We start from the raw sequence: 19,037 nt of genomic DNA, 5'->3' as shown, positions 1-19,037 counted from the left end.
TTTAACAACTTGAATTTTAAATTGTTGCGAATATTTTGTTGATAATGTTTGAGATTGAATGGTGTTCGGTTGTTTAGTGATCCCCTGAAAATGAGTATCTTTAAACTTGCTGAGATATTTCCAATGAAATGAGGGATATCATCTAGTGCGACGTTTTAATTTCAGAACTTTGTAGAAACATTTGCCATGGGTACCAAAGATCTTCAAGCAATGGTTCAAGAATTGGATGCAATCCTTGAAAAAATGCACCTTGACGGACAGGCTTTTTCCGAAAGATTGGCGCAGATACATCCCAATCATCAAAAAAGTGCCTTGAACTTAGTCAATTATTTATCACTAAGATCTTTTGATTTACGCAATCTACAATACGCTCTGGGAGTGTTGGGAATGTCTCGTTTGGCAAGGGCAGAGGCACATACGGAGGCCAGTGTAAAAATCACCCGCTTTTATTTGTCTAAATTATTAGATGAGCCAAGTAAATGGCCTGAAAAGTATACGGTTTCAATTGAAGAGAGTGACAAGATCCTAGCTAAAAACACCAAGCTTTTATTTGGAGAACCTCCCCGAAACAGAAAGCAGCGCATTATGGTGACCATGCCAGGGTTTACTGCTGAAGATCCGCAATATGTGGAGCAGATGATTCAAAGGGGGATGAAGATTGCTAGAATTAATTGTGCCCATGATTCGCAGGAAGATTGGCTACATATTATTAAGCACATTAAAGCTGCTGATGCCGAACTGGGCAAACGTACCATTATAGCTATGGATATTGGTGGTCCAAAAATACGCACAGGTGAAATGAAAAAGCCCATTGTGTTAAGAGAAGGGGATACGCTGCTGCTGTCCAAAACCCCTATGATGGCCAAAAAATCCAAAAAAGGAAAAGAGCCTTGTATAGTATCCTGTACTTTACCCGAGGTATTTGCTTATATAAAAGTAGGGGAACGGGTGTATTTTGATGATGGAGCCATTAAAGGAACCATCTCAGAATTGAATAATGAAGTTGCCACGATTAAAATTTTACGTGCCGGAGAAAAAGGTTCTAAATTGAAACCAGATAAAGGGATTAATTTTCCTGATTCCAATTTAGATATTCGCGGCTTGACCCAAACTGACAAAGAGAACCTAAAGTTTATTGCTGAATACGCCGATATTGTCAACTTTTCATTTGTCAACACCGTTGAGGATGTTAAAGAAATGCATAATTACCTGAAGGAACTGGGTGTTTTGGAAACCTTGGGGATTATCTATAAAATAGAAACACAGGGCGCCTACAATCAGTTAAGCGCTATTTTGTTGGAAGCCATGAAAGCTCCTAAAGTAGGGGTGATGATTGCCAGAGGAGATTTGGCTATCGAGACCAGTTGGGAAAACATGGGCTATATCCAAAAGGAAATGTTGGCCCTTTGCAATGCGTGCCATATCCCTATTGTTTGGGCGACACAGGTATTGGAAAATTTAGCGAAAAAAGGATTGCCGAGCCGTTCTGAAATTACAGATGCTGTGACAGCTACCAAAGCAGAGTGTATCATGTTGAACAAAGGCCCGCATATTCTACGAGCCATAGACATGTTGGATCAAATTATTCAGCATATGGAACCTTATCAGGATAAAAATGCGCCTTTGCTCCCTAAGTTACGGAAGTTGAAATAAGGTTATTTAAGGGATGTTAATCTTTATGAGATTCAACATGCTTTTTAAAGTTGTCCAAAATGGCCTGCCAACCTGAGCGTTGCAGGTCAATAGGGTTGGTGTTTTCTGCTTCAAAGGTTTCTTTTACAGTAACAAGGTTGTCGTTTGTAGTAAAATGGATGGATACCTTTCTGGCGTCTGATAGTTTGGAAGTAATTAACTTTAAAGGAATAACCTCTTGATACATACCTTCAAAATCAAATCCCATACTACCATCTTTAGCTTCCATACGCCAACTAAAACCACCCCCGGGACGGACATCGTTTTCGGCCTTTGGGCAACACCAGGTGTCGCTTGCAAAATTCCAATGGGTGATGTGTTCTGGGCTGGTCCAAAAATCCCATACAAGTTCAATTGGAGCGTTTATAGTAGTTTCTACAGTGATATCCATGAGGTTGCTGTTATGTTTTAATGTACATTCCCTTGGTAATGGGAAGGGTGTCTTGAAAACCAAATTTTTTATATAAAATAGGCGCATCCCTATCGGTAAGGAGACTTACAGAGCAGGAGGATGGCAAGTGCTTGTTGATATATTTGGAAATTTGTGCCATGATAGCTTTGCCATAGCCATTTCCTTGGTATTCCGGAAGCACACAGATGTCCACCACTTGGCAAAAACAGCCGCCGTCTCCCACAAGACGGCCCATGCCAACTATAGATTCACCTACTTCTAAAATCACAGTGTACAGTGAATTCCTAAGACCAATAATACAGGCTTGTTCGGTTTTGTCGGAGAGTCCACAGCGATTCCTTAAATCTTGGTAAATGTCTATTGGAATTGGGGCTTGTTTGATGGTGAATGCTTTCATCTTCTCAGTATTAATTTTGTAAGACAACGTAAAAAAAGAGGCTATGTTCTTCTAATTTAAGAAATTAAATTAAAACATGATGTGATTGTTGATAACTAGCACATTTTCAGATTTATTAACAATGGAATTAATTACAGGTGTCTTTTTTGCAATGTATTATGGGCATCATACTGTTGGCAAAGAGCTGCGTAATTTTCCTTATTTTTGAAGTCTACTTTTATACAGTTTTATGGACATTCAGCCTCTGTTAGCATATATGCAAAAGCATGTAACCCTTACTCCTGAAGAGGAACGTTATTTGGCGGAACACATTACTATTCGTCGCTATTTGAAAGGTCAATATGCTTTACAACAAGGAGATGTATGCAAGCACAGTAGTTTTATCCTTAAGGGATGTACCCGTATGTTTTATGTGGATGATGAAGGGCAGGAACACATCATTATGTTATGCGTGGAAGATTGGTGGAGTTCGGATATTGGGAGTTTTATCAGTCAGGAGCCAGCACAGTTCAATATACAGTGTTTGGAAGATACTGCCTTTGCCCAGTTTCATGTAGATACTATTGAAGAGGTGTATGCAGCGGTGCCAAAACTGGAACGCTTTTTTAGAAAGATTCTAGAACGAGGTTTGGCTGCTTCCCAAAAACGAATCATCCGCAACTTCAGTATGACTGCCAAGGAACGTTATCTATATTTTAAGGAGACCTATCCTATGATAGAGCAGCGCATTCCTCAATATATGATTGCTTCCTATTTGGGTATTACCAAGGAATTCCTAAGTAAAATCAAACGTCAGTTGGCCAAGGAGGCCTAAAAGTTAATCTAGTTTAACTTCTTTTTGTAACCTATGCCATTTTATTTTCGGGCATTGTGGGGCAACTTTGTACTGTAATTATTTAACAATAAAAAACAGATACAAAATGAAACGATTAACATTTGCAATCATTGCATTTGCAACATTTACAGCAACCGTTGAAGCACAACAAAAGACCGTAAGCACCACAGATAGTAAAGTAGTATGGAAAGGTTATAAAGTAGCAGGTTCTCACGAAGGAACTATTGCCTTGAAATCTGGAACTCTAAGATTTGATGGAGAAACCCTTACTGGCGGTGAATTTACCATTGATATGACCTCTTTGGAGTCTACTGATTTATCTGGTGAATACAAGGACAAGTTGGATGGACACTTAAAATCTGATGATTTCTTTGGAGTAAACAACTATCCTACAGCTAAAATGGTTTTTAATTCCGTAAAAGCCACAGGGAAAAATTCTTATGAAGTGACAGGAGATTTAACTATTAAGGGACAAACACATCCTGCTACCTTTGAAATCTCGGTATATGGAAGCAAAGCTAGTGCTACTTTAAAAATTGACCGTAGCAAGTACAACGTTAGATACGGTTCGGCTAGTTTCTACAACGATTTGAAAGATAAGGTAATCTATGATGAATTTGATATTGTAGCAGACCTTCAATTTTAACAAATGATTGGTTGGTGAGTGAGAAAGTCGCTTCGAGAAATCGAAGCGGCTTTTTCTTTTATATCCTTTTGAAAATTTGGAAACATTAAAATAATGCTACCTTTAAACAAAATAACTATGCCCTATGGATATAAAACTAGCCGTGCTTATTGATGGAGATAATATTCCTTCAGCTTATGTAAAGGAGATGATGGAAGAAATTGCCAAATATGGAAACCCCACTATTAAGCGCATTTATGGAGATTGGACCAATCCACATTTAAACAAATGGAAAACCGTATTGTTGGAAAATGCCATTACCCCCATACAACAATATGGCTATACATCGGGGAAGAATGCCACCGATTCGGCAATGATCATTGATGCAATGGATATTTTATATTCTGGTCAGGTGAACGGGTTTTGTTTGGTCTCAAGCGACAGTGATTTCACCCGTTTGGCCACACGACTTCGTGAAGCAGGCATGCAGGTGTATGGTATTGGCGAGAAGAAAACCCCGAATCCGTTTATTGTGGCTTGTGATAAATTCATCTATATTGAAATTTTGAAATCGCAAGGGGAAGAAAATGATGATCGCATTGCCGAAAAAACTACTGCATCCAAGAGTACTTATGATAAAATAACCGAAAAGGATATCAAATTTATAGCATCCACTATTTCAGATTTGGCAGACGATGACGGTTGGGCATTTTTAGGAGACGTGGGCAGCTTGCTTCAAAAGAAACAACCTAATTTCGATTCTAGAAATTATGGGTTTCAAAAGCTAACCCCTCTCATAAGTTCTATCAACAACTTTGAAATTGATAAGCGGGAAACTGGTAATGGCCGCTTTAAATTGATGTATGTGCGCATTAAGGAGCCAAAACGCCAAAATACCAGAAGAAGGAAGTAGTTCCAGATGAATTCTGCTTGTTGGAAATCATATTTAAAAGCTGATCATATAAAGAAATAAGGAGAATTTCTTGAGGTATTACGGCTAACAATTTGCTCACTAAAGTTTAAATGTTAGGTAACCTGAAATACCCGAAAATATGCTGACTTTGCAGAAAAAACAATGGAGTTATTTTTAGTGAGTTTTGGAGCCTTGTTCTCGATTATGAATCCTTTGGGAACAGTGCCTGTGTTTGTGGGTTTGACCACGGAACACAGTAAAAAAGAAAGAGCGGTCACGGCCTTTTGGACGTCCTTGGATGCCCTTATTATTTTATTGCTGTCTTTTTTTGCAGGGAAGTATATTTTATCCTTTTTCGGAATTAGTTTAACTGCTTTAAAAATTGCAGGTGGACTTATTATTGCCTCTTCTGGGTTCGCTTTGCTCACAGGTAAGTTTAGGGAGCATAAGGGGATGAAACGCGAGCGTGTACAGCAAGACATCCAAACCAGAGAAGCCATCGCCTTGACACCTTTGGCAATTCCTATGTTGGCAGGGCCGGGAACTATTTCTTTATTGATTACCTATAATCAAGAATACCAAGCATCGCATCAAATCTGTACTATTTTGGGGGCTCTGTTTCTGGTTTCGGTGCTTATTTATATCATTTTAAAGAGTTCACATTATATCGTGAAGTTTTTGGGGGCTTCAGGAATCAATGCTTTGTCTAGAATCATTGGATTTATAGTCATTGCCATTGGGGTGGAATATATCATCGGGTCGGTGATTGATATCATAAAGACCTTAGGAATTGCATAATTAAGAGTTGTTTTTACCGTTAATGGTCAGAAAAAGTAAAACAGATACGAGGCCACACACGGAAAAACCAATGAACAAAGGCAAGACACTGTCTATGACAAAACTTCCTATGTAATTGGCTATAGGAACGGCCATGATGGTAGAGGCAAATCCGTTGATGGCTGCTCCAATGCCCGCGATATGACCAATAGGATGCATGGCTAAGGAGCGTAGGTTTCCAAATAAAAATCCTATGGAAATAAATTGAAATCCAAAGAACGTCCATAGAATGGATAAAGGCGGATTTACGCCAGACCAAAACAAAAACACATACAGGATAGAGACAATGGAGTAGGCTATTGCTGCCATAAAGGCGATACGTTTCATTCCAAAACGTATGACTAAAGTGCTATTCAAAAATGTGGAAAACCCTATAGCAATGGCTAAACTGGCAAATATGTATGGAAAGAGATCTGCCAAATGATATTGATTTTCGAAGATTTGTTGGGAGGTACTCAGATAGACCATAAATGAACCCGTGATAAGCCCGGAAACAATAGTGTAGACAACAGCTTCTTTATACTTAAAGAACTCTTTAGTACCCTTTACAAAAAGATTCAAGGAAAGTTTGGTGTGGTTTTCCTTGGGATGGGTTTCGGGTTGGCGTTTCCAAAACCAAAACAGTACCAATAGGCCATAAATAAGGTTGAGGTTGAAAATGGAGTGCCAATCATAAAAAGTAATCAAGAATTGCCCCATAGTAGGAGCTACTACCGGAACCAAAATAAAAATCATGACCACAAAGGACATCACCTGTGCCATCCTATCCCCGCTGTAAGTGTCTCTTACCATAGCAATACTTATGGTTCGTGGCGCTGAAAGTCCGATACCCTGTAAAATACGTCCAAAGACCAGAACTTCAAATGAGTTAGTTGTTACGCAAAGGATACTTGCAATTACAAAAAGGGAAAATCCGGTGTAAATAATAGGCTTTCGTCCAAAACTATCGGAAAGCGGTCCGAATATCAGTTGGCCAAATCCCAATCCCAAAAAGATCATGGTGATCAACAGCTGGTTCTTAGTAGGGTCAGTTACATTTAAATCTTCAGCAATATCTGGAAGTGCAGGTAGAAGGGCGTCAATGGACAGGGCGACAATGGCCATTAAGGAGGCCATTAGTGCAATAAATTCTATGTTAGGCTTGCTTTGTTCTTGGATGGGTTGTTGCATATGCAAATGTAACCTATATATATTTTCTGACCTAAATGATTACCCGAACATCCCCCAATTCCTGAACTCTGTATTTGAAATTTTCACCGGGAGTTCCTATAAACATAAAGTTGACAGGAATGTTCCAGCGTTTGGAAAGTTCCTTGATTTTGGCAGGACCAAAGTGGCCTTCTTCTTTTACAAATTCTACAAAAATGTCTGGATAGGCACGATCCAAAACTTGTAAATCTTCAACCAAATTATGGACTACTTCGGTACCCGGAGGAACTACAGAAACGATTTTCAGGCGTCTTGTATGCTCATTTCTTTCAATATATTGCAGTACTTTGTTAAGGGTGGCTACGTTGTCATGGTTCGTAAAAAACACAAATTCCTGACTGTTGATTTTTCGAATGTATCTTAGGATTTTGGTGTCCATTCTATCAAATACAGGAACGCCTTTTGGTGTGATATAATTGATGAAATATAAGATGGCTTCCAAGATTTGTACACGCAGTAACATAAACCCTACAATTAAAAGGGTAGGGATGAGGTACTCCAAGAAAATGGCTAAATATTGAGGTTTTAGGATAATGTTACCTATCAAACCTGTAATTACCCCTGCAATGGCTAGAAAAAGTGCAATTGGGCCTACACGTTCGGGGCGAGGCAATTGTTTGCGGTTTATTTTGAGCAGTAAATTACCTAAGCCAAATAAAATCATCACACTTAAAAAGGCAATCGTATAAACTCCCGCCAAGGCCTGTAAGTTCCCTTCGGTGATTAACAAAACAGTAACGCATAGTACAAAAAATGTGATGAAGATGAGATAGGAACTCCCTCGTCTGTTTTTTTTCAATAGGAAACTTGGCAAAATACGGTCCAATGTCATACGTTCAACAAGTCCTCCAACACCCACAAAGGACGTCAGCACAGCTCCACTCAAAACTAATACGGCATCAATGGAAACAATGTAGAACAACCAATTGCCTGCAGCGGTATTGGCCATAAAGGAAAGAAGGGTTTCTTCATTGGAATGTATGGTGGCCATCGGGATGATTGCCAAAGCTAAAAATGCAATTAAAGGATTAAAAATGGTGACAATAATCCACATGTTTCGGAGGGTTTTAGGGAATACTCCTTCAGCTTGTTCTTCCACATAATTGGCAGAACTTTCAAAGCCACTGATACCCAACATTGCAGCGGCAAAACCAAAAAACAGGGCTGTAGCTACACTTCCTTCTATAGGATGCTTAAAGTTTGTGAATAGTACCTCCAATCCATTTTGAAACAAATAGAACCCGCAAAACAAGCAAAGGAGGGTAAGTGAGGTAAGGTGGAAAATAAAGATGGTAATGGCTACTTTTGAAGATTCACCAATTCCCATAATAACAATCAGCATAAATATGGCCAAAAGCCCAATGGTGGTTTCTACCACGGGGATAAAATTCCAAAGACTATGGGCGTATTTCACCGATTCACTGGCAGAAATTACCGCAGTCGCCATATAGGACAATACCGTAAGGGCTGCAGCAAAGGACGCTGTTGATTTTTTGGTGGTATTCAAAAGGGCATTGTAGGCGCCACCGTTAAGTGGAAGCGCTCCCACCACTTCACCGTAAATTTTTCTGAAAAGGAATAAAATTAAAGCAACTATAAGTAACGAAATCCAAGCAAATTGTCCTGCATAAATAATGGCCAATGCCGATACATAAAGACAGGAGGAACTAATATCATTACCACAAATGGCTGTAGCCGCTAGTTGATTAAGTTTTTTCATGAGATTGAAATTAAAAGGCCTTCATCAATTTGCTTGTTTTTTGATGAAGGCCTTTGTTATTTTTGTTTTAGAATGGAGTCATTTGTTATTTACTTCTGGTATAAACAATTTCCATGTTTTTGATTTGCTTACCGTCTTTGAGAACAAACATTTCAAAGGTATGGGAATCATTGTTGTTGTATGTGAGCACTTCCCTAATCCAAGTGTCTTTACCAGTGGCGGGATCAATCATGGACCCTTCCAAGGTTAAAATTTTCTTATCAGGATCATAATCTCCTTCCATATACATAATCCCACTGCCCATATTGTCTATCCAAGACGATACAAACTTTTTCTTGGCATTATCATAACCAATGATGCTTTCACCAAGGAAAGGCGTTCCCATCATCTCTCCTTTGTGGGTAGACCGTTGGTAAAGGCCATTCATGATCATTTCGTTAACTGTGTAGGCTTTTGAAATGTTTGCTGGCTGCGAAGGATCCATCCACATCTTTACCGTGGCATCCCAATTTCCATCCATGGAGGCCAAGAATTTATGTGGCGCACCTGGCGTCATATTGTCTTGCCAAGCTTTCATTTCTTCCGGGGTCTGCGACCAGATAGGTACCGTTAAAAGGAAACAAATGATTCCTAAAAAAACTCTTTTCATAACTAATTGGATTAATAACTGTATCATAAAGATACAATTAAAATCGAATTTTTTAACAGATTTGTTTACAGTGGAATATTGCCGTGTTTGCGTTTTGGTCCATCTACTTTTTTGTCTTGTAACATGGCAAAAGCTTTGATCAATTTTCTTCGGGTATCCTGTGGCAAAATGACCTCATCGATGAACCCACGTTCCGTAGCACTATAAGGATTTGCAAACTTTTCGGCATATTCGGCTTCTTTCTCTTTCAATTTAGCCTCATGGTCTTCGGCTTCCTTGATTTCCTTTCTGAAGATAATCTCGGCAGCGCCTTTAGCTCCCATCACCGCAATTTCGGCACTTGGCCAAGCAAAGTTCATATCGGCTCCAATGTGCTTGGAGTTCATTACGTCGTAAGCACCACCATAGGCTTTTCTTGTAATTACAGTCACTCTAGGTACCGTAGCTTCACTGAAAGCATAGAGTAATTTTGCTCCATGAACAATGATACCATTCCATTCTTGATCGGTTCCAGGGAGGAAACCAGGCACATCTTCCAACACCAAAAGGGGGATGTTGAATGAATCGCAAAAACGAACGAAACGTGCTGCTTTTTTAGAGCTGTTGACATCTAAAACACCCGCCAAGAACATAGGTTGGTTGGCCACAATACCAATACTTCGCCCACCTAATCTTGCAAATCCTACAATGATGTTTTCTGCATGGTCCTTATGGATTTCATAGAAAGAGTCAGTGTCGATAATACCTGAAATCACATCGTGCATGTCATATGGTTTGTTGGCATTATCCGGAATGATATTTTCCAATTGCTCTCTAACTTCGTTTTGTAATTCAAAAGGAATGGATTTAGGAGCTTCTGTATTGTTTTGGGGTAAATAACTCAATAAAGCTTTGATATCTTCCAAACAGGCAATGTCATTGGCTGAGGTTTTATGGGCAACCCCAGATTTTGAAGCGTGTGTGCTAGCTCCTCCCAATTCTTCAGAAGTAACAGTTTCATTGGTTACCGTTTTCACCACATTAGGGCCCGTAACAAACATATAACTGGTGTTTTCAACCATTAAAGTGAAATCGGTCATGGCAGGTGAATAAACCGCCCCTCCAGCACAAGGCCCCATGATGGCTGAAATTTGAGGAATGACTCCTGAAGCCTGAACATTGCGATAAAAGATATCAGCATAACCACCAAGCGAACGAACCCCTTCCTGAATTCTAGCCCCGCCAGAATCGTTAAGGCCAATAAGAGGTGCCCCCACTTTTACAGCCAAATCCATAATCTTGCATATTTTCTCGGCATGAGTTTCGGAAAGTGATCCACCAAATACGGTAAAGTCTTGCGCGAAAACATAAACAAGCCTACCATGAACGGTTCCATAACCAGTTACTACACCATCACCATAAAATTGTTGGTCTGCCATGCCAAAATCTTTGGTTCGGTGTGTTACCAAGGCGCCAATTTCTTCAAAAGAACCTTCATCCAAAAGGTAGTCGATGCGTTCTCTAGCCGTTAGTTTTTTATTGTCGTGCTGTTTAGCGATGCGCTTTTCTCCACCGCCTAAATACGCTTGGGAGAGCTTTTCGTTAAGTTGCTTTATTTTAGATTCCATACGGAAATATTTTAAATCTTAATAGGTTATTAATTATTTGGGAGCCTCAATAGTTTTTGGTCCTCCAAATACTGTTTTAAGGCAATAAGTGCCGCAATTTCAGCTTCTGTATGAAACTCAGTTTCCAAGGCTTTTGGATCGTAATATTTTTTGACAAAATGCGTGTCGAAATTTCCAGATCTAAAGGCTTCGTGTTTACAGACAAAGGTTCCAAATGGCAGGGTAGTAGCGACGCCTTTTACGTGATAATTGTTTATGGCTTCCAACATTGTTTCAATAGCTTCCTCACGGGTGTTACCGTAAGTGATCAATTTTGAAAGCATAGGGTCGTAATAGATAGGAATGTCCATGCCTTCTTCAAAACCATTGTCAACCCTGATGTTTGGTCCTTCTGGAAGTTGGTAGGTTTCCAAATGCCCTACACTCGGTAAAAAGTCGTTTAAAGGGTCTTCTGCATACACACGTAACTCTAAAGAGTGTCCTTTAATACTTAAATCTTCCTGTTTGATAGGAAGTACTTCTCCTTGAGCTACTTTTATTTGAAGTTCCACTAAATCCACTCCTGTAATCAATTCTGTTACGGGGTGTTCCACTTGTAATCTGGTGTTCATTTCCAAGAAGTAGAAGTTGTGTTGTTCATCAAGTAGAAACTCAACGGTTCCCGCACCAACATAGTCGCAGGCCTTGGCAACTTTTACAGCGGCTTCACCCATTCTCTCACGTAGGGCAGGCGTTAATACCGAAGAAGGCGCTTCTTCAACCACCTTTTGGTGACGACGTTGTACACTACATTCTCGTTCAAATAAATGAACAACATTGCCGTGGGTATCTGCCATCACTTGAATTTCAATATGCCTTGGAGAGGCCACGTATTTTTCAATAAACACCGATCCGTCTCCAAAGGCTGAGGTTGCCTCACTAATGGCGCGTGTCATTTGGGATTCCAAGTCTTTTTCCGAATCTACCACACGCATGCCTTTTCCACCACCTCCCGCAGAAGCCTTGATTAAAATTGGGAAGCCAATGTCTTTGGCAATTTCTTTGGCTTTATCCACATCGGTGATGGCTTTGTCAATACCGGGTACCATTGGGATGTCGTATTCCTTTACAGCATCTTTGGCTGCCAATTTGCTTCCCATGATTTTTATGGCCTTCGACTTTGGACCGATAAAAGTGATGTTGTTGCTTTCACATAATTCAGCGAATTCGGCATTTTCACTTAAAAAACCATATCCCGGGTGAATGGCATCGACATTTAATTCTTTAGCAACGGCAATTATTTTGTCACCTAGTAAATAGGATTGGTTGGAAGGGGCTTCTCCAATCAACACGGCCTCATCTGCAAATTTTACGTGAGGCGCATTGCGATCCACGGTAGAATACACCGCCACCGTTTTGAGTCCCATTTTTTTTGCGGTTTTCATTACCCTAATGGCAATTTCACCTCTATTGGCTACAAGTATCTTTTTCATATATATTTTGGGGTAAAGAGCAAAAACTTAAGCTCTTTTCTTATTTATTCAAATTCTATTAACAACTGATTTTTTTCCACAGCATCTCCTTTGGCTGCTGAAATGGATTTGATGACCCCATCTCTTGGAGAAGTAATGACATTTTCCATTTTCATGGCCTCAAGAATCAGTAAAGGCGTGTTTTCAGTAACGCTGTCTCCAACGGTCACCGAAATATCAAGGATCAACCCTGGCATGGGTGCCTTAATTTCGTTGACATGTTTAATGTTTCCCAAGGCAAACCCCATACTTTCAATGAGGGTGTCCAAAGGATTGTGAATTTTTATGTTGTAACTATTATTATTGATATTGACCTGATAGGTTCTGTTGTTGAAATCGGCATTGTTGATTTCTGCTTGGTATGATTTGTGGTTCCTAAGAACGTGATAGGCAGTGTTTGAAGTTTTAACGGCATTTAATTGTGAAACCTCAGCTGTGTCCACTTCTAAGTCCAGCTGATTATTAACCGAAATTTTAAAATTTCCCATATATTTTTGTTTAAGCGCTAAATATAGGGAATATAAAATGTATGTTTTTGAGAGAACTGTAATTTTTGCCTTTACAGGTTGAACATCTTGGAGAGGGTTAGTTTCTTTTTATTACTTAAAATAGCGGTAGTTTTTAGGAAAATAAGGGCGGTAATTAGGGCATCTCCTGCAGCGGTATGCCTATCGGAAACATCTAAAATATAATTCTCGGCAATTTCGTCCAGTGTATAGGGTTTGTCGTATTGAATGAAATTGGATTTGATGCGTGTGGCTCTGTAAAGGTTTACCGTGTCCAAAACTTTATTTTTGAGAACAGGGAGACCTTTTCGCTTTAGCATTTCGTTAATCATGGTCATATCAAAACGGGCATGATGGGCTACAATAATGGCGTTGCCTACATATGCCAAAAATTGCTGAATAGCCTCATCTTCACTAAAGGTCACAATGCGTTCGTGTTTGAGGATTCCATGGATTTCCACCGTTTTTTCATTGAAACGCTCCTGACGGATATAGGTTTCGAAAGTATTGGAAACATTGATCTGTCTGTTTACAATCTCTACAGCCCCGATGCAAAGTACCCTGTCGATGTTATAATCGAAACCTGTAGTTTCGGTATCCAAAACTACGAAGCGGCTGGTTTGTAGATCCAGTTCTGGTTCGTGGTCAAAAAGCGCAGCATAACGTTCCCAATAGTCAGGGTAGTAAGACTTGGGAGTCTCGGTGTTTTTTGATTTATTTCTTCTAAAAAAACTTAGCATGGCACGATTATAAAAGGTGACCTAGGTTAAAGCGCATTTTAATATATTCCTGAACGTTGTTAATAGTTTTAAAGCAACGTTTTAATTTCAATTTTTCTTCCTTGGTCATGGTTTCCAATTTAATGAAACGCCCATCGTCGTTATTTATGAGCCCATGTTTGGTCCTAAATTTCAAAATAGCCTTGAAAGAATAGGAGCAGGCTAAAAAGAGTTCTTTGTTTTCAGGAACCAGTTCTGCCAATTTTTCAAAACGTTCTCCTGTATTGGTGATGGTTTTGATTTGATAGTTCAACGTCAACAATCTTGCAGCATCTATAAGTGGCATAAGACCACGTTTTTTAATGTCGAAGAAGTCCTTGTATTCACCGTCACTTTCTACCAAAAACTGTCTGAAGAAGCCTAAAGGAGAGGCACTTCTCAAGGCATTGGTTCCCAATTTGGACATGAACAAGGAATTGTTTTTTGTAATCTTCAAGGTATGTTCGGCCAAAGCATTGGTTAACGAAGCATCCCCATAACTGATATCGAAATCGAAAAAGATGGAAGAGAGTAATATTTCGTCATTTCCCGTATTGGTTGTCCATTCAGTAAATTGAGCCTTCCATTCATCTAGACTTAGACACCATCTTGGGTTTTTTGCCATCATATCGGCATTGCAGAATTCAAACCCGACAGTATTCAGGCGTTTGTTGACCCTTTTAGCCAGTTTTAGAAAATACGCTCTAACGTCTTCCAAACGATCGGGACTTACATTTTCAAAAATAATGGCGTTGTCTTGATCGGTCTGCAGTAATTGTTCCTTGCGTCCTTGACTTCCTAAGGACATCCAAGCGAATTTCACTGGAGGTTCTTCTTTCATCTTTTCCAAACAACGCTCAATGATCCGTTTGATGGTGGCATCATTAAGCTCAAAAATGATTTTACTGGTATGTGTAAGCGGAATATTGGACTTGATATATCCTCGAAGTAAAAGGGTGATGTTTTCCCTGATGCGTTTGAGATCTTTGGTGTTGTTTGAACGCTGAATAGCTTTCATTAGCACCGAAGGACTATTTCCTTGTAACAACACTATATCATGGTCTGAAACCAGACCTACTATTTTACTGTTTGGTGTACCGTCCTCAGTGATACATAAATACCCAATTTGATGTTTCATCATGGAAATTTGGGCCTGTGCAATGGTAATGTTTTTAGGGTAACAAAGCACTGGACTGCTCATGATTTTGGAAGCACTCTCGTTAATGGTATGAAGCCCCGTCACCACTTTTTTGCGTAAATCCTTATCGGTAATCATGCCAATCGGCAAATCGTTCTCTTCTATAATCACAGAACCAATATTGTGCTCGTCCATGATCTTGGCGATGGTCTTGATTCTGGTATTTGGGGCAGCCGTTACAATTTTCTTGGTGTATTTTATTGGCTGTAATTCAAAAAGATTACTGCTAGCCTCAACACTGGCCGTGCTTTCCGAAAAAAACTCCAAGTGGTGTTTTTTGGTGAATGGATTTTCGGTATGGGAAGCAAAACTTTCTATTAGATAATTACCGATGTTTTTGTTTTTGGCAGCCAAAGGCCTGAACAGTTCAATAGGAATACCATAAAGGATGGATTCTTCATCGGTGACGGAAGTAATGGCATAATTTTCTTGGGCAAACAATGGCCGAAGCCCAAAAACATCACCTTCGTCAAATTTGTCAATAACTTCCGATGAGCCATAATTGCCTTTTATCAATACTACAGCACCTTTGTGTATGATATAAAAATGGTCCTGTAACGGGCTGTCTTTTTCATAGATCACTTTTCCCTTTTCCAAATAGGTAATGGTCACTTGTTTGGCAATTTCCAAAAGGTCCGATTTCTTCACCAAATCAAAAGGAGGGAAGCGTTTTAAAAAGTCGGCAATACGTTCGGCTATGGTATTTTTCATAGTACTAAATTAACAAAAAGAATGCTGCCCAATCCCTATTTTGGGACTTTAAATTTGGAATTTTCCTGATGGGTTTTGATGGCTTTTCTGGAGAGGACAATTCCCAATAACAACGAGATGACAGCCCCAATCCAGATGCCAGGAACAAAATGGATGAATAGAAAGAAATCGTATGCGCCATGGAACAGAATCGCAAAAAACAAGCCTGCCAAATTCAACTTGACACGGCTTTTTGAGAATTTTGCTTTCCCCATAAAATAGCCCATGATAATTCCAAAAGTGGCATGTGCAGGAACTGCCGAAAACGCCCTAATCAAAGCAATTTGATAACCTCCTTCCAAAACATACATGATGTTTTCAGTAGCGGCAAATCCCATGGAAACCATAACGCTGTACATGATGCCATCGTAGGGTTCGTTGAAATCGGCTTTGGTTTGGGCATAATAGCGCACAATGATGTATTTACTAAATTCTTCGGTAAGCCCCACCACAAAGAAGGCCTTTATAAATTGCTCAAAAATGCTGTAGCTATTATTGAGAGGGAGTATCATGTCAAAACCAAAATACAGGATACTGGTGATGATGATACTCACGATGCTTCCTAGTAAAAAACTGAACAGCAAAAGATGTTTAGGTTCTTTTTCGTATTTGTCCTTTAAGTAAACATAAAGAATGATAATGAATACTGGCGCTGTGGCCATGAGGAGTAATTGCATCAAGTAGGTTTATTGACGGTTTATAATAGCTTCCAAAACCGTTTCATAGTAGGCACGGTTGGAAGGTACAAAATGATCGTTGTTGCCGCTGTTTTTTAAAAGCTCTTTAAAGGTGGTGATATCTACCAGTTTTAAAGCTTCTACTTCACCAGGTTGGGGCTTTAATTCTTCCAATGGAACCTGTAATTCGGCTATATAAGTATGGTGGAATTCATTATCCGTAATGCCAAAAGGGTAGGACTGAAAGCACTCAAAAACGCCAATTTTATCTAGGTCGGTTTGTTTTAGGTCTAGGCTTAATTCTTCCCGAGTTTCACGGATGGCAGCTTCTTCAATGCTTTCACCCGCATCTACATGACCTGCCACGGAAACATCCCACATGCCTGGGCAAATGGCTTTTTCAAAACTGCGTTGAGCCAATAAAATGTCTCCATTTTTGGTGTATAGCCATATATGTGCCGTGTTGTGGTAATGCCCTTTGGTGTGGATTTCGGATTTTGGACAGGATACTCCGGTAAGTGTCCCTTCTTTGGTTACAATGTCTATAAGTTCGTCCATGCTGTATATAAAACAAGATTCCCGCGAAAGCGGGAATAAGTTAATTAAAATATGAGAAAGTTTCTCCGTCTTTTATTTGTAATAAGGTTTCATAAATCAATCGAATGACGTTTTCAACATCGTCTCTGTGTACCATTTCCACAGTAGTGTGCATATAGCGCAACGGTAAGGAAATAAGTGCAGAGGCTACACCGCCATTACTGTAGGCAAAAGCATCGGTGTCGGTTCCTGTTGCACGTGATAAAGCCGATCTTTGGAACGGAATTTTGTTAGCTTCGGCAGTATCAGTTATTAAATCGCGTAATTTTTGTTGTACTGCAGGTGCATAAGCCACTACAGGTCCCAATCCTAATTCCAAATGACCTTCTTTCTTTTTGTCGATCATTGGCGTTGTGGTATCGTGGGTTACATCGGTAACAATGGCCACATCTGGTTTGATGGTTTGAGTAATCATTTCAGCACCGCGCAATCCTATTTCTTCCTGAACTGAATTGGTGATATAGAGTCCGAAAGGTAATTCCTTTTTGTTTTCCTTTAACAAACGCGCTACTTCCGCAATCATAAAACCTCCCATTCGGTTATCCAAGGCACGACATACAAATTTATCGCCGTTTAAGATGTGGAACTCATCTGGATAGGTAATCACGCATCCCACGTGAACGCCCATGCTTTCAACTTCGGCTTTGTCTTTGGCTCCAACATCTATGGTGATGTTTTCTATTTTTGGTGTTTCTTCCTTAGCTCTATCACGGGTGTGGATGGCAGGCCATCCAAAAACCCCTTTTACAATCCCTTTTTTCGTGTGGATATTAACAATTTTACTCGGTGCAATTTGGTGATCGCTACCTCCATTTCTAATGACGTGGATCAATCCGTTGTCTGTAATATAATTTACATACCAAGAAATCTCATCGGCGTGTCCTTCAATAACCACTTTGTATTTGGCTTCAGGATTGATAACTCCCACAGCAGTTCCGTAGGTGTCAGTAATGAATTCATCCACGTAAGGTTTTAGGTAGTCCATCCAAAGTTTTTGGCCTTCCCATTCGTAACCTGTTGGAGATGCATTGTTTAAATAGTTTTCTAGGAATTCTAATGATTTTTTATTGAGTAAGCTGTCGTTTGCCATAAATATTAGTTGTTAGATTTCCGTAAAAATACTAGGATTTCTTCAGTTTCAACATTAGCAAAACTATTTTTTGTAACAAAACCTTATATTTTTACACTTATAACCTCTAAAACAGAACTGCTAAATAATATACCTATGAAATTAGTCATTAAAGATCTTACTAAAACCTATAAAAATGGGGTAAAAGCCATTGATAATTTAAGCCTGGAAATAGGCACCGGAATGTTTGGTTTATTGGGGCCAAACGGAGCGGGAAAGTCATCTTTAATGCGAACTATAGCCACCCTTCAGAGTCCAGATTCCGGCTCTATCATGTTTGGAGACATCAATGTGTTGGAAGATAAAATGGCATTGCGAAAAGTGCTTGGATATTTGCCTCAATCGTTTGGCGTATACCCTAAAATGTCGGCCGAAGCACTTTTGGATTATTTTGCCACTTTAAAAGGCGTGTCTTCCAAAGTGGAACGAAATGCCTTGGTTAGGGAAGTCTTGGAAATTACCAATCTCTATGATGTACGAAAGAAACATGTTGCGGGTTATTCAGGAGGTATGAAGCAGCGTTTTGGGATTGCACAGTTGTTATTGAACAATCCTAAACTTATTATTGTAGATGAGCCTACTGCAGGGTTGGATCCAGCAGAAAGACACCGCTTTTTAAATGTTTTACGAGAAGTTGGGACCAATTGTACCGTAATTTTTTCAACCCATATTGTGGAAGACGTAAAGGAATTGTGCACCGATATGGCTATTTTGAATGGTGGAAAAATTTTAATGCAAGCTACACCAACCCAGGCAAGGGAGTCACTTAGAGGAAAGATTTGGACCAAAGTTGTAGAGCGTGACGAGTTGGAGCAAATGGAAGCTATGTACAATGTACTTTCTTCTAATTACAATGAAGATAATACCTTGAATATTCGTGTGCATTCAGACACACTTCCAGCCGATGATTTTGTTGCTGCCGAACCGCAATTGGACGATGTATATTTTATAGCCTTGAAACAGGACGAACCAATGGTTTCCTAAGCAAACAGGAAAGTCTTGTCATTTTCTAATT

General features: G+C 39.6%; 19 protein-coding genes. 6 read left to right on the top strand and 13 right to left on the bottom strand.

The features are described 5' to 3' along the window. The first annotated feature begins 186 nt into the window (after positions 1-186). The gene (locus BKM32_RS11595; RefSeq protein WP_076663922.1) at positions 187-1,653 is read left to right on the top strand and encodes a pyruvate kinase; all 1,467 of its coding nucleotides are present in this window, start codon (positions 187-189) and stop codon (positions 1,651-1,653) included. Positions 1,654-1,669: 16 nt separating this feature from the next. On the opposite strand, the gene BKM32_RS11590 is transcribed toward BKM32_RS11595, so the two are convergent. Continuing rightward, entirely contained in the window at positions 1,670-2,083 is a 414-nt protein-coding gene (locus BKM32_RS11590; RefSeq protein WP_076663921.1) for an SRPBCC family protein, read from the bottom strand. A gap of 10 nt (positions 2,084-2,093) precedes the next feature. Further along, positions 2,094-2,501, bottom strand: coding sequence for a GNAT family N-acetyltransferase (locus tag BKM32_RS11585; RefSeq protein ID WP_076663920.1), 408 nt, complete (start codon positions 2,499-2,501; stop codon positions 2,094-2,096). Positions 2,502-2,730: 229 nt separating this feature from the next. Between BKM32_RS11585 and BKM32_RS11580 the strand changes: the two genes are divergently transcribed. The 4 genes from BKM32_RS11580 to BKM32_RS11565 all read left to right on the top strand — a co-directional run bounded on the left by BKM32_RS11580 (position 2,731) and on the right by BKM32_RS11565 (position 5,672). After that, a complete protein-coding gene (locus tag BKM32_RS11580) occupies positions 2,731-3,315 on the top strand; it encodes a Crp/Fnr family transcriptional regulator (RefSeq protein ID WP_076663919.1) in 585 nt (194 codons plus the stop codon). 106 nt (positions 3,316-3,421) lie between these two features. Beyond that, positions 3,422-3,982, top strand: coding sequence for a YceI family protein (locus BKM32_RS11575; protein ID WP_171971870.1), 561 nt, complete (start codon positions 3,422-3,424; stop codon positions 3,980-3,982). Positions 3,983-4,106: 124 nt separating this feature from the next. Further along, positions 4,107-4,874 (top strand): NYN domain-containing protein, encoded by a 768-nt coding sequence (locus BKM32_RS11570; protein ID WP_076663918.1) that lies wholly within the window; start codon positions 4,107-4,109, stop codon positions 4,872-4,874. A 162-nt stretch (positions 4,875-5,036) separates the two neighbouring features. Next, entirely contained in the window at positions 5,037-5,672 is a 636-nt protein-coding gene (locus BKM32_RS11565) for a MarC family NAAT transporter (RefSeq protein WP_076663917.1), read from the top strand. Here the strand turns inward: BKM32_RS11565 and BKM32_RS11560 are convergent, their stop codons facing one another. From BKM32_RS11560 to BKM32_RS11510, 11 genes are all read right to left on the bottom strand, one after another. Then, positions 5,673-6,881 carry a multidrug effflux MFS transporter gene (locus BKM32_RS11560; protein ID WP_076663916.1) on the bottom strand — a complete coding sequence of 403 codons (1,209 nt, stop codon included), beginning with the start codon at positions 6,879-6,881 and terminating at the stop codon, positions 5,673-5,675. A gap of 31 nt (positions 6,882-6,912) precedes the next feature. Continuing rightward, on the bottom strand, positions 6,913-8,640 hold the full coding sequence (locus BKM32_RS11555) for an APC family permease (protein WP_053977726.1): 1,728 nt from the start codon (positions 8,638-8,640) through the stop codon (positions 6,913-6,915). A gap of 85 nt (positions 8,641-8,725) precedes the next feature. Then, positions 8,726-9,289, bottom strand: a complete 564-nt coding sequence (locus BKM32_RS11550; protein ID WP_076663915.1) for a DUF1579 domain-containing protein — start codon at positions 9,287-9,289, stop codon at positions 8,726-8,728. Between the two features lie 65 nt (positions 9,290-9,354). After that, the gene (locus BKM32_RS11545) at positions 9,355-10,896 is read right to left on the bottom strand and encodes an acyl-CoA carboxylase subunit beta (protein WP_076663914.1); all 1,542 of its coding nucleotides are present in this window, start codon (positions 10,894-10,896) and stop codon (positions 9,355-9,357) included. Between the two features lie 29 nt (positions 10,897-10,925). Further along, a complete protein-coding gene (accC, locus tag BKM32_RS11540; protein WP_076663913.1) occupies positions 10,926-12,368 on the bottom strand; it encodes an acetyl-CoA carboxylase biotin carboxylase subunit in 1,443 nt (480 codons plus the stop codon). 44 nt (positions 12,369-12,412) lie between these two features. Next, positions 12,413-12,895, bottom strand: coding sequence for an acetyl-CoA carboxylase biotin carboxyl carrier protein subunit (locus BKM32_RS11535; protein WP_076663912.1), 483 nt, complete (start codon positions 12,893-12,895; stop codon positions 12,413-12,415). Positions 12,896-12,966: 71 nt separating this feature from the next. Then, positions 12,967-13,653: a PolC-type DNA polymerase III gene (locus tag BKM32_RS11530; RefSeq protein WP_076663911.1), complete on the bottom strand. Its 687-nt coding sequence runs from the start codon at positions 13,651-13,653 to the stop codon at positions 12,967-12,969. Between the two features lie 7 nt (positions 13,654-13,660). Then, positions 13,661-15,580, bottom strand: a complete 1,920-nt coding sequence (locus BKM32_RS11525; protein WP_076663910.1) for a DUF294 nucleotidyltransferase-like domain-containing protein — start codon at positions 15,578-15,580, stop codon at positions 13,661-13,663. Positions 15,581-15,615: 35 nt separating this feature from the next. Next, entirely contained in the window at positions 15,616-16,296 is a 681-nt protein-coding gene (locus BKM32_RS11520) for a PrsW family intramembrane metalloprotease (RefSeq protein ID WP_076663909.1), read from the bottom strand. A gap of 9 nt (positions 16,297-16,305) precedes the next feature. Then, on the bottom strand, positions 16,306-16,854 hold the full coding sequence (locus tag BKM32_RS11515; RefSeq protein ID WP_076663908.1) for an NUDIX domain-containing protein: 549 nt from the start codon (positions 16,852-16,854) through the stop codon (positions 16,306-16,308). A gap of 40 nt (positions 16,855-16,894) precedes the next feature. After that, positions 16,895-17,983 carry a M42 family metallopeptidase gene (locus BKM32_RS11510; RefSeq protein WP_076663907.1) on the bottom strand — a complete coding sequence of 363 codons (1,089 nt, stop codon included), beginning with the start codon at positions 17,981-17,983 and terminating at the stop codon, positions 16,895-16,897. Positions 17,984-18,118: 135 nt separating this feature from the next. Here BKM32_RS11510 and BKM32_RS11505 point away from each other — a divergent pair, with 135 nt between their 5' ends. After that, complete coding sequence (locus tag BKM32_RS11505; protein ID WP_076664009.1) at positions 18,119-19,006, top strand: ABC transporter ATP-binding protein; 888 nt, start codon at positions 18,119-18,121, stop codon at positions 19,004-19,006. Positions 19,007-19,037 lie beyond the last annotated feature (31 nt).

The sequence above is a fragment of the Mangrovimonas sp. DI 80 genome, from assembly GCF_001975575.1.
Lineage (GTDB): Bacteria > Bacteroidota > Bacteroidia > Flavobacteriales > Flavobacteriaceae > Mangrovimonas_A > Mangrovimonas_A xylaniphaga.
Note: the sequence above shows the minus strand (reverse complement) of the source record. Positions and strands in the feature narration are given on the sequence as shown.